The 12846-nt window shown below is 41.9% G+C and carries 10 protein-coding genes; 9 read left to right on the forward strand and 1 reads right to left on the reverse strand.

From position 1 onward, the window contains the following. Window positions 1-259: 259 nt before the first annotated feature. On the forward strand, window positions 260-2230 hold the full coding sequence (locus AB4160_RS12000; RefSeq protein ID WP_102437675.1) for a BCCT family transporter: 1971 nt from the start codon (window positions 260-262) through the stop codon (window positions 2228-2230). 174 nt (window positions 2231-2404) lie between these two features. Then, entirely contained in the window at window positions 2405-2761 is a 357-nt protein-coding gene (locus AB4160_RS12005) for a YajD family HNH nuclease (protein ID WP_076539886.1), read from the forward strand. An 86-nt stretch (window positions 2762-2847) separates the two neighbouring features. Here AB4160_RS12005 and AB4160_RS12010 read toward each other — a convergent pair whose 3' ends face one another. Then, a complete protein-coding gene (locus tag AB4160_RS12010; protein WP_102437673.1) occupies window positions 2848-3078 on the reverse strand; it encodes a DUF1289 domain-containing protein in 231 nt (76 codons plus the stop codon). 229 nt (window positions 3079-3307) lie between these two features. Here AB4160_RS12010 and AB4160_RS12015 point away from each other — a divergent pair, with 229 nt between their 5' ends. From AB4160_RS12015 to megL, 7 genes are all read left to right on the forward strand, one after another. After that, a complete protein-coding gene (locus AB4160_RS12015; RefSeq protein ID WP_372004767.1) occupies window positions 3308-4594 on the forward strand; it encodes a chemotaxis protein in 1287 nt (428 codons plus the stop codon). Window positions 4595-4652: 58 nt separating this feature from the next. Continuing rightward, complete coding sequence (locus tag AB4160_RS12020) at window positions 4653-5981, forward strand: methyltransferase (RefSeq protein WP_372004769.1); 1329 nt, start codon at window positions 4653-4655, stop codon at window positions 5979-5981. Between the two features lie 253 nt (window positions 5982-6234). Further along, window positions 6235-7284, forward strand: a complete 1050-nt coding sequence (locus AB4160_RS12025) for a 3-oxoacyl-ACP synthase III (protein ID WP_076539890.1) — start codon at window positions 6235-6237, stop codon at window positions 7282-7284. Between the two features lie 48 nt (window positions 7285-7332). Continuing rightward, on the forward strand, window positions 7333-8217 hold the full coding sequence (locus AB4160_RS12030; RefSeq protein WP_102437671.1) for an alpha/beta fold hydrolase: 885 nt from the start codon (window positions 7333-7335) through the stop codon (window positions 8215-8217). A 69-nt stretch (window positions 8218-8286) separates the two neighbouring features. Continuing rightward, window positions 8287-10002, forward strand: a complete 1716-nt coding sequence (oleC, locus tag AB4160_RS12035) for an olefin beta-lactone synthetase (protein WP_303413950.1) — start codon at window positions 8287-8289, stop codon at window positions 10000-10002. A 66-nt stretch (window positions 10003-10068) separates the two neighbouring features. Further along, window positions 10069-11118 carry a 2-alkyl-3-oxoalkanoate reductase gene (gene oleD / locus AB4160_RS12040; RefSeq protein ID WP_102437667.1) on the forward strand — a complete coding sequence of 350 codons (1050 nt, stop codon included), beginning with the start codon at window positions 10069-10071 and terminating at the stop codon, window positions 11116-11118. Window positions 11119-11498: 380 nt separating this feature from the next. Next, a complete protein-coding gene (gene megL, locus AB4160_RS12045) occupies window positions 11499-12668 on the forward strand; it encodes a methionine gamma-lyase (protein ID WP_102437665.1) in 1170 nt (389 codons plus the stop codon). Window positions 12669-12846 lie beyond the last annotated feature (178 nt).

The following is a 12846-nucleotide window of genomic DNA, read 5'->3' on the forward strand; positions in this document are numbered from 1 at the left end:
GCCAATAGTGATATAAACGCAAATGCTAGCGGCAATGCAACTAGCGATGAAGCGTCAGCTAATGAAACTTTGGCGTCAGATAATAGCACTTCAGCAACTAAGAAATAGTGCTTTTTAATCCCAATGCGCGCGAGTACAAATTTACCCCTCAATGATTACGTTAAACGCAATCCAATAGAACCAGCCTATACTTATGCAATTGTCAGCGCAATTGTTACCTATGTAGCTGTGTTCATTATCCTATTTACAGGTCTCAATCATGTTTAAGAAAGCGAGTGTTAACCCTCCGGTTTTCTTCCCTTCAGTATTGCTTATTTTTGTCATGGTATTTATTTGTGCCGTTTGGCCAAATGAAGCTAGCCAATTTTTTAAAGCCATTCAAAGTTGGTTAGAAGTTAAAGCGGGCTGGTTGTATATTGTTGGGGTGGCTATTTTTCTCATCTTTATTATTTTTGTCATGATGAGCCGTTTTGGTGACATCAAACTAGGCCCAGATCATTCCGTGCCTGACTACAGCTTTAAAAGCTGGGTATCTATGCTGTTTTCTGCAGGGATGGGTATTGGATTAATGTTCTTTGGCGTGGCAGAGCCAGTGATGCATTATTTAGCCCCACCTGATGCAACGCCTGAGTCACTGGAGGCTGCAAAAGATGCCATGAAGATTACTTTTTACCATTATGGCATCCATATTTGGTCAATCTATGCCGTAGTGGCTTTAAGCTTAGCGTATTTCTCATATCGTCATAAACTGCCTTTACTGCCACGTTCTGCCTTATATCCACTCATTGGCGAGCGTATCTATGGCCCTATAGGGCACGCGGTTGATACGTTTGCGGTGATCGGCACCATGTTTGGCGTAGCAACCTCATTGGGCTTTGGGGTGCTACAGGTCAATTCAGGCTTAAGTTATTTAATTGATGGTTTGCCAAATAACATCACTGTGCAAATTATTATCATTATGGCGATTACCGCGATAGCAACGGTTTCTGTTTTTGCAGGCTTAGATAGAGGAGTTAAACGTTTAAGTGAGCTTAACCTTGCGTTAGCACTGCTATTGCTTGTGGCAGTTTTAGTTCTTGGACCAACAGTGCTGTTACTGCAAGCATTTGTTCAAAATACCGGTGGTTATTTAAGTGATATTGTGGGTAAAACCTTTAACTTATACGCCTACGAGCAAAAAGATGATTGGCTTGGTGGCTGGACATTATTGTATTGGGGCTGGTGGATCTCATGGTCGCCATTTGTAGGTACTTTTATTGCTCGTGTCAGTCGTGGGCGCACTATTCGAGAATTCTTAGTCGGGGTGTTATTTTTCCCAACTGGCATCACTTTCCTATGGATGACAGTATTTGGTAATAGCGCTATTGATATGATTAGAAACCATGGGGCGAGTTATCTATCGGATGCGGTTTCTAATGATGTATCGGTGGCCTTGTTTCGATTTTTTGAGCATCTACCATTTTCATCAGTATTGTCCATCATTGCCATATTCTTAGTGGTAACATTTTTTGTTACTTCATCAGATTCCGGCTCGTTAGTGATTGATAACTTGACCTCAGGCGGTAATGAACAAGCGCCAGTAGGCCAGCGAGTTTTTTGGGCGATACTGCAAGGTGTTGTCGCGAGCGTATTATTACTCGCTGGTGGCTTACAAGCGTTACAAACAGCAGCGATTGCCAGTGCAATGCCAATCATGATTGTGATGCTATTGATGTGCCTTGGCTTGTATAAAGCCTTACAAGATGATCGCTTGAAATTAGAAAGTGTGCAGCAACACAATACCAGTGTGCAATTTGCTAAAGCCAACATGAGCTGGGAAGATCGTATTGATGTACTGGTCTCTCACCCCAGTCAAGAAGATGCGCAGCGATTTTTAGATAACATCGCCAAACCGGGACTTGAACAAGTCAGACAAATATTTTTAGCTAAAAATATGCCTGCTGTCATCACCCAAGATGATGAAAGGGTACGTTTATTGATCGGTAACAACGAAACCCTGCAGTTTGCTTATGGGCTGCGTATTCGAGCATTTACCATGAATGGTGCCGATGTCGAAGGCTTTGCTAGTGAGCAAGACTATTATCGGGTGGAAGTGTTCTTAGAGCACGGCGGTCAGCATTACGATGTGATGGGTTATACTCAAGAGCAAATTATTGCAGATATCGTTAATCAATATGAACGCTATTTACACTACCAGCATTTGTCTAATTCAGAGTTAGTGACTTACTAGCGGCTGCTTGTTTTAAGCGGTGCTTGTTTTAAGTGGTGCTTGTTTTAAGTGGTGCTTGTTTTAAGTGATGTTAGTATTACTCGAGCAGTGCAATTGTGATAGAAAACATTGCCCCAACCGATAACAGCGCTTATCCTTGGGGTAATTTTGTAATGAAAGTAAATTGGAAAGTCGATGTCAGCTACTCAAAGTAAATTAGATAAAGTATTAGCAGAAGCCAGAGATTACAAAGCCACTCGTGAAAAAGGCTACCGTGAACAAGCCTTAAAACTCTATCCTTGGATATGTGGCCGTTGTACACGTGAGTTTACTCATAAGAATTTATCTGAGCTGACGGTACACCATGTTGATCATAACCATGATAACAACCCGTCAGATGGCTCGAACTGGGAATTGTTATGCTTGTATTGCCACGATAATGAACATTCTCGATTTGAAGAGTTGATCCGTTATGGCAATACCACTGAAACCAAGCAAGAAGCCGCTACCTATAATCCATTTGCAGATTTAAAAGCAATGATGAAAAAGTAGCTTTGTTTACTGATACTCAGATGAAAAGCCCATATTTATGGGCTTTTTTGTGCTTGGCTGAAAGCTTTATTGCTCAGCTTTACAATTCAAGGCTGTTCAATTTCCGCTTGGGCTTTTAACCACTTCTCACGGCTGATGATCTGGCTATTATTACCGCCTTTCATTCGTTCTTTTCGTTGTGGCAGTTGTTGCCATACCGCTTGTTTTTTCTCTTCACTGGCTTGTCCCCAGCCAACAATTTCATTGATGTGGCGAAAACAGCCCATGCAGTAATCTGCTTCATTTAAGCCGCATTTGGCGACGCAAGGTGAGTGCATTGTTAATCCTTTACCGTTCTAAAGTCTTGGCATTTATTGATTAAACCATATAGACAAATTAAATAAATAAAACTAGGCTGCGACTAGCTATAGTTTATTGAATTAATTAAGTTATTTGCAAGTTTAATTGGTTGTAACTATGGCTTTGTTGTCAGTGTTTCGTTGGTTTTTTGCTATAATAAATAGCCAACTTGCTGCTTTATTGTGTCGCTATTGCGTGGAGAGTACCATGAAATCATGGTTTAATTTAGCTGTAAAAAATCTTGCTAGCCTGAGTAGTCGTTGCTGGTTTGCTCAGTTTCACCCCCTTATTATCACCTGTAAAAAACTGCTTAGCCTTATGAGTATCGGCTTGTTATCTTTAAGTTTAACGGCTTGTTCACTGCTAGAAGTTAAGCTTGAAAGTGGCGTTGAACCCTTACCTAAAGAGCAGATAAACATGCGTATGTTTAGCCGTGAATTTAGTTATAGCTTTTATGCTGAAATTGAAGCCACCGCAGACCGCATTGCAGCTAATAGCGATGATGACAACGTTAGAGCTAACACCTTAATGTGGAAAATTTACGCTGAGCAAAGCCTGCAGCGGGCTATATTCCAAGCCTCTCCAGTAGCGGCAATGCTCGATACTTGGGTGTTGACCGAGCAAATGAAGCAGTTTTATGAAACTGGTGCTGGCAGTGAGTTATTCGGTGAACAACAGCAGCTCGCGATAGATAGCAGTGAAAAATTAGCGGATCAATTCGTCTCGACAGTAAAAGGCTTTATTAGCAACCAAAAGTTCAAAAATAATCAAGCGTTTGTGAGCCAATATGTGGCTGAAAATCCGCTTGAGGATATTACCTTTACCCGCACTACTGCCTTTAATGCTTGGTTGGCTTTTAGCAATATTTCAGAGTTTGAAGCCATTACCACTTTTGGTTCAATGCCTGAGGTGATGAGTGATATGTCTGATCGTATGGCGATGACCACTGAGCAGATGCCAAAAATTCTTGGCTGGAAAGCCGAGTTATATGCACTTCATGCTGATGTTAGCGCCGCTGATATAGAATTAGCTCTTAAAAATATCAGTGAAACCACCAAAAAATTTCAGCAGTTAATGCAGCAAACCCCTGAAATGATGACCATGCTTGCCGGTGATATGCGAGTGGAGCTGGCGCCATTATTAGATCAACTGAGTGATGTCACAGATGATAAACTGCAGCAGTTATCAAAAGAGCGTGAATCACTAGCCTTAATTATTGTTCACGAGCGAGAAGCGTTAGCGCAAATGATTGCTGATGAACGCAGCGCTGCTATTCAAGATTTAGATACACTAACCCAAAAAACCGTTGAATTAGTGTTTGCCCAAGTGATTGAGTTAATTAAAAGTGTGATTGTGTATTTCATTTTATTCTTAATTGCGATATTTTTTGCGCCTCTAGCTATGGGGGTTTGGTTAGGTAAACGCATGGCGGTTCGAAAGTCTGAACCCAAATCTAACCCTAAATCAGCTATCAAAGTCGCAGATAGTGAGTAGTGAGAGTGCTTAATGATGGTGTAAACCATCAATCACACCAATAAACCATAGGATGCCAATGAGCACACAGATTGCCATGAACTGCGCGACAGACGCTAACAATTGTAGCGACAATAGCGCCAAGCTAGGCCAGCTTAGCGAGTGCTTACTAAAGCTAAATAGTTTGTGGCAAGTGAAAGCCTTTGATTGTCAGCAATTACCTTGGTCTGAGCAGTTTCCTTGCTTAGCCGCAAAGGTTTGGGCCATTGCAGATACTGACATAGAGGCACTAGATGTAGCTCAAGGGGCATTGGTATCGGCGTTACTGCCGTCATTGATGCAAGATATGCAGCAGTTGGGGATGAAAATTGATGGCTTAGCCGCGATGTTAAGCAAATCGACAAATGGTGATGTATCGTTAACGAGACCAGAACCCAAATCGTTTGAAGCACACGCTGTAGAAATAGGCCTGTCTGACACTGAGCTTAGCCATTTCAGCGCCCATATCAAAGGCCGAAAGTGGCAGCAAATTACTGCTTTTTCAGCGCATATTCCTAAAGGAAACCCGATTGTTGAATGGTGTGCAGGTAAAGGCCATTTGGGACGTTATATTGCTAAAACCCATCAAGTTAAGGTTAGCAGTTTAGAGTGGCAACAAAGCTTGTGTGAGCAAGGCCAGCAGTTTGCAGACAAGTGGCAATTGTCGCAGCAGTTTCATTGTGTTGATGTGTTTAACTTAGCCAATAGTACATTAGGGGCCAACCCGCTAAGTTCAGAGCAACATGCCATTGCGTTACATGCCTGTGGTGATTTACATGTTAGACTGCTGGAGTTAGCCGCTCAAGCAAACACCAAACAAATCTCGTTTTCACCTTGTTGTTATCATCTTATTCAAGCTAATTACTATCAGCCGCTATCCCATGCTGCAAAAAACAGTGGCCTTAAGCTATCGCGACATGATTTACAGTTGCCGCTGCAGCAAAGTGTGATTGCCAATGACAAGCAGCAAGCATTACGACATCAAGAAATTGCTTGGCGCTTAGGCTTTGATAGCTTGCAGCGAGATATTAGCGGTAATGATCGCTATCTGCCGATCCCCAGTGTTAAACGAAGCCAGTTATCGGCATCATTTAGTGATTTTTGTTATTGGGCTGGGGCGCAAAAACAAGTCAATATCGGCGCTGTAACCGACTTTGATGCCTATCTTGCTCAAGGGGTAGCTAGGCAAAGGCTAACTCAGCGTATCGATCTAGTCGCGCACCTGTTTAGGCACGCTTTAGAGCAGTGGTTATTACTGGATAGAATGTGCTTTTTACAACAGCAGGGTTATCAAGTTACCATGGTTGAATTTTGTGCAAACGAAATCACACCAAGGAATTGGTTAATTCAAGCTGAAAAATTAACCTAATTAAATAATTCTGTTCGAATAGTTTTCTAAGGTACTGTTTAATAGTTTTTATTTTAAATCCTCTTGATTAACCCCTTTAGTGATACAGTTAATACCCCAGCGATAAACTGCGGCTTTGGTAGATTTATATATTACTAATTGTGGTTTTGTATTGAATATTGAAGCTTTTCTTGTTCAAATGGCGGGTTAGTAGCAAATACCAATAAATTCGGTTGCCTAAGGCGGCCTTAAAGTGAGCGATTGATACGGTTTCATGAAATATTCCCGCGTTTTTATTAATAGTATGGCCTATGAGTTAGCACCCCAAGTGGTGTCTAGTCTAGACCTAGAATCTCGTCTTGCGCCGCTTTATCAAAAGTTTCGTATTCCAATGGGGCAATTAGCCGCTTTAACCGGTATTAAGGAACGTCGCTGGTGGCCAAAAGGTTATCGTTTATCTGACGGCGCTATCAGTGCTGCCCGTAAAGCGGTTGCTGAAACAGGTATCAATGTCAGTGATTTAGGGGCAGTTGTTTACACAGGCGTGTGCCGTGACCAACATGAGCCCGCAACCGCGTGCCGCGTGGCTGCAGAGCTTGGTGTGTCTAAAGATACCGCGATTTACGATATCAGTAACGCTTGTTTAGGTGTGCTTTCTGGCATTTTAGATATCGCTAACCGTATTGAGCTTGGACAAATTAAAGCCGGTATGGTGGTATCTTGTGAATCGGCGCGCGATATTGTTGAAGTCACTATCGACAATATGCTCAATGAGCCGACAATGCAGAATTTTGCCCAATCGCTAGCGACCTTAACCGGTGGCTCTGGTGCGATTGCGGTTATCTTAACTGACGGTAGCTTACCGCTTAAAAATACTCGTAATCATCAGCTATTAGGTGCCAGCCACTTATCGGCGCCTGAGCATCACGAGTTATGTCAGTGGGGCCTACAAGAAACCAGTCAAAAGTTATATCGTGAGTTTATGCGTACCGATGCCGTCACCTTACTTAAAGAAGGGGTTGATCTGGCTAAGCATACTTGGGAACACTTCTTAACTCAGCGTGAGTGGTTAGTGGATCAAGTTGATAAAGTGATTTGTCATCAAGTGGGCGCATCAAACCGCAAACAAGTGTTAAATGCTCTCAATATTCCTCATGAAAAAGAATTTCCAACTTATGAAACCTTGGGCAATATGGGCACGGTTTCGCTGCCAGTAACAGCGGCGATGGCCCACGACCAAGGCTTTTTAAAATTAGGCGATCAAGTGAGCTTTCTAGGCATAGGCAGCGGGTTGAACTGTATGATGCTAGGCATCAAGTGGTAATCATTTCGCTGGTTATAGAATAAGTATTATAAAATTGTAGGAAGCATCATGTTAGAAAATCTGTTGCCTTTTGATAGCCATTATTTAGACCGCAGTGGTAACAAACTGCATTATGTTAATGAAGGCCAGGGTGAGCCAGTGGTTATGGTTCATGGAAATCCAAGCTGGAGTTATTACTACCGTAACTTAGTCAGTGCATTAAGCACCAATTATCAGTGTATTGTGCCTGATCATATTGGTTGTGGTTTATCGGATAAACCTGATGACCCACAATACGATTACACATTAGAAAATCGTATTGATGATTTAGAAGCGCTGTTAGATCATTTAGATGTCAAAGAAAACATCACCTTAGTGGTTCATGACTGGGGCGGAATGATTGGTATGGGCTATGCTGCCCGTTATCCTGAGCGCATTAAGCGCTTAGTATTTTTAAACACAGCAGCATTTCACTTACCTGAATCTAAGCCTTTTCCTTGGGCATTATGGGTTTGCCGCGAAACTATTTTAGGGACGTTTTTGGTCAGAGGCTTTAATGCCTTTTCATCCATTGCATCCTATGTGGGTGTTAAACGTCAGCCAATGGCCAAAGCAGTGCGCGAAGCGTACGTTGCGCCATTTAATAGCTGGAAAAACCGTATTTCAACCTTACGTTTTGTGCAGGATATTCCGTTAAAGCCTGAAGATCGTAACTATGAGTTAGTTTCAAATATTGCTGATAGTTTATCTAAATTCTCTGAAGTGCCAACACTGATTTGTTGGGGACTACAGGATTTTGTATTTGATAAGCACTTTTTAGCAAAGTGGCGTCAATATATGCCCCATGCGCAAGTAAGAGAGTTTGATGACTGTGGTCATTATATTCTTGAAGATGCTAGCGAAGATGTCATCGGGCTTATTCAGAACTTTATGGCTAACAACCAGCAAAGCTAAACAGCGACCTTGGGCGTGATGAAATACTCATTATTCACGCCCAAGTTATAAACCAATGACATCAGGCTTATGACATTAAAAACGGCTAACATCTGTCGGCATTTACAAGATGCGGCAAATAACTTTCCTTCTCAATTAGCTGTCGCGGTGCAAACAGCGACATCTGCCAATCAAGCCTCTCACGCTTTAACTTATCAAGACGTCGATTTTGGCTCCCTAAACCAACAATCTGATGATATTGCCTATCGTTTAAATGCCTTTGGCCTTCAAGCTGGCATGAAAGCTGTGTTGATGGTGACCCCAAGCATTGATTTTTTCGTGCTAACGTTTGCGTTATTTAAAGCGGGCGTAATTCCTATTCTGGTCGATCCCGGTATGGGGGTTAAAAACTTAAAACAATGTTTTGAAGAGTCACAACCCGATGTGTTTATTGGTATCCCTAAAGCCCATATTGCCAGAAGAATATTAGGTTGGGGTAAATCTTCGGTTAAGCTTTGCTTAAATGTGGGCGGCAGTAGTATTCAGCGTTGGTTATCAGGCGCAGTGAGTATTGACGCCTTGCCACAGGTTAGTGGATCATTTGCCAAAGCTTACCCCATGGTCACACTGTGTGATGATCAAATGGCGGCAATTTTATTTACCAGTGGCAGTACAGGCACCCCAAAAGGTGTGGTGTATTCCCATGGCATGTTTGAAGCGCAAATTAGCGCCCTTAAACATGATTACGGCATTAAGCCCGGTGAGCGCGACTTAGCGACTTTTCCATTATTTTCATTATTTGGCCCTGCACTGGGTATGGCATCTATTGTGCCAGCGATGGACGCCAGTAAACCCATAACCGCTAATCCTGAGTATTTATTCGCAGCGATTGAGAAATATCAATGTACTAATATGTTTGTTAATCCGGCATTGCTGGAGCGCTTAGGCGCCGCTGCTGAAACTAAAACCGCAGCCCAAAACCAAGCATTTACATTACCAAGCGTGCAAAGAGTTATTTCAGCAGGGGCGCCAGCAACCATCTCATCAATAAAGCGTTTTAGCAAAATGTTAGCAACAGGAGTTGAGGTGCTCAACTCTTATGGGGCGACAGAGTCTTTGCCGATTAGCATGATGCCAAGCAGCGAGCTGTTTGATACCACCGCCGCAACTGATGCTGGTAAAGGTATTTGTGTGGGTAAAGCCATTGATGGTGTTGAGATTAGCATTATCGATATTACTGAGTCAGTTATCAGCCATTGGGATGAAGCCGATATTTTACCTGTAGGAAAGATTGGTGAAATCGTCGTAAAAGGGCCGATGGTAAGTCGTGAGTATTATCATCGCGATAGTGCAACTAAGCTGGCCAAAATTACTGATGCTGACGGTATTCGACACCGCATGGGTGATGTCGGTTACTTGGATGAATTAGGGCAATTATGGATGTGTGGCCGCAAGGCCCATCGAGTTGATCAAACTCTAAAAGGTAGCCTTAGTAAACGTTATTTTTCAATTCCCTGTGAGCGGGTATTTAACACCCATAAACAAGTAAAACGTTCAGCACTGGTGAATATTGTCATTAATGGCAATATTGAACCACTGTTATGTGTCGAACTTGATAAAGCCATGACTTGCTCAAACAGTAAAGCGCTATACCAAGAGTTAGTTGATATCGCTGAAAAACATACACATACAATGGGTATTTCACGTTTTTTAATTCATCCAGATTTTCCTGTGGATGTCAGACACAACGCGAAAATATTCAGAGAAAAATTAGCTGTTTGGGCTCAAAAACAGTGGAAAGAATAGTGCAAATCGTTGCTGAAATGTTTGCCAACAATCAATTTTTATTAGCGTTCTCAATTAGGTAAATACATGCTTGAACTCGAAATGTTATTAAAGCCAGAACAGGCAGCCTTAGCTGCGCTTAAAAGTCGGGTTAACAAAGTATTTGTCACCGGGGCAGGTGGTTTTTTAGGTAAAGCGATTTGTACTCGTCTGCGAGCAGCAGGCATTGAAGTTAATGGTTTTGCTCGTGGTGAATACCCTGCATTAACGGCGATGGGCGTTAACATGTATCAAGGTGATATTAGCGATTCAGATGCGCTAGCAGCGGCGATGCAAGATTGTGATTTAGTGTTTCATGTGGCGTCAAAAGCGGGTGTTTGGGGCGATAGAGATAGCTATTTTGCCCCTAACGTTAATGGAACCGCTAATATCCTGCGTGCGTGTAAAGCATTAAAGATCAATCATGTGGTTTACACCAGTACTCCAAGTGTCACCTTTGCGGGTGAAGATGAAGCCGGTATTGATGAATCTTCCCCTTATGCCGCTAGCTTTTTAAACTTTTATGGTCACTCTAAAGCCATTGCCGAAAAAATGGTGCTAGAAGCCAATGGGCCGCAGTTGAAAACCACCGCATTAAGACCGCATTTAATTTGGGGACCTGAAGATCCACACTTGGTGCCTAGAGTGATAGCGCGGGCGAAAATCGGCAAGCTAAAGTTGGTGGGTAAACAAGATAAACTGGTTGATACCATTTATGTTGATAATGCCGCTTATGCGCATATTCTTGCGGCAGTAGACTTAACGCAACAAGCTAAGAGTGCAGGTAAGGCATATTTTTTAAGTAACGATGAACCTATCACTATGGCGGCCATGCTCAATAACATTTTAGCCTGTGTTGATATTGCTCCAGTGACGAAACGAGTTCCTGCTGGTGTGGCGTATAGCGCGGGTGTGGTATTAGAAACCATCTATAAAATACTTGGTAAACAGCAAGAGCCGATTATGACAAGGTTTGTCGCAAGACAATTATCCACCTGTCATTATTTTGATATTAGCGCCGCTAAAAACGATTTAGGTTATGAAGCGCTGATCAGTATTGACGAAGGTATGTTGCGCTTAAAAGCATCACTAAATTAAGCCGATAATTTAAGTTGAAATTTAAATTATCAGCAAGGGATTACCAGTATACATGTTGTTGCTGGTGATCTTGTTTCATCACATCAGTTGTATGTTATCTGTCATTATTATTAAAGCACTGTGCAAATCACTAATCACTATAACCACTAGAATCCTCGTTGACTCATTGTTTATAACCGCAGTCACAATCTAAAACTTTAAATATGTAAAAACAACATCTTGCGCGCCATTCTTGGTTGTGATGTAACATTGTGTTTACAATGTGTTCAATATGAATAATCGCTAAACTATTGGTTAAAATTTTCAGCGCGCTATCTTAAATTCCTGTCCACACACATAGTAAAATAATTTAAATTCATATTTGGGCCTGGGAGAGCGAAATGCCAGATCAATGGAAACCAGCCACAGTAGCGATTCATGGTGGTCATATAAAGGAAGCGTTTGGCGCATTAGTCACGCCACTTTATCAAAGTGCCACCTTCGTGTTTGACAATGCCCAGCAGGGCGGAGCCAGGTTTGCCGGTGACGAACAAGGCTACATTTATACGCGTCTTGGTAACCCTACTACCGCAGAGTTAGAACGTAAAATGGCCTTACTTGAAGGGGCAGAATCTGCCGCTGCATGTGCCTCAGGCATGGCTGCTGTTTCAGCGGCGTTAATGACTCATCTGGAGGCTGGCGATCATTTAATTTCATCAAATGCGGTGTATGGTTGCACTTTTGCTTTGTTGAGTAGCCAACTAAAACGGTATGGCGTGGATACAACATTTGTAGACTTTTCTGATCCCTTAGCAATTGAAGCGGCAATTCAGCCTAATACTAAATTGGTATTTTGTGAGAGCCCTGTCAATCCGCATTTACAAGTATTTGATTTAACCGCAATAGCAGCTATTGCAAAGCGCAATAATTTGATAAGTATTGTTGATAACACCTTTATGACGCCTTTATTGCAACAGCCGCTGACTTTGGGTATTGATATGGTGATCCACAGTGCAACCAAATACTTAAATGGTCATGGGGATGTCATTGCAGGCATTGTTTGTGGAAGTGAAGCGCATATTCATCAATTAAAATACCAAATTCTTAAAGACTTTGGCGGTGTTATTTCGCCCCATGATGCATGGCTAATTTTAAGAGGATTAAAAACCTTAGATGTCAGGTTAAGCCGTCATTGTGACAATGCTGAAAAGTTGGCTGTTTACCTTAATCAACATACAAAAGTAAGCAGTGTTTTTTATCCCGGGCTTGAAAATCATCAAGGCTTTAAATATGTCGGCAAACAAATGCGTCGAGCGGGTGGGGTAATCGCTTTTGAATTAATAGGGTCCGAACAAGATGCGATTAACTTTGTAAATAAATTAAAACTGTTCACGATAGCCGTGAGTTTGGGCGATGCGGAGTCACTTATTCAGCATCCTGCATCAATGACTCATTCACCCTACACCCCCGAAGCGAGAGCAGAAGCGGGGATAACCGATAATTTATTACGGATTTCAGTTGGGTTAGAAAACGTAGAAGATTTGATTATCGATATTGAACAAGCACTTTAGGTAATAAAACTTTTGAAAGCGATTTAAATACGGCTTTAGCAAGTAAAATTATTAGAAGTTTTTTGAAATTTAATGAGGATATTTGGAAGTTTAAGAAGGATATTTTGAAATTGAAGAAGAGTATTACTATTTGAAAGTGATTTATATTGGTTGCGGGAGCTGGATTTGAACCGACGAC

Source organism: Shewanella sp. 10N.286.51.B8 (assembly GCF_041469325.1).
In the GTDB taxonomy this organism is placed as follows: domain Bacteria; phylum Pseudomonadota; class Gammaproteobacteria; order Enterobacterales; family Shewanellaceae; genus Shewanella.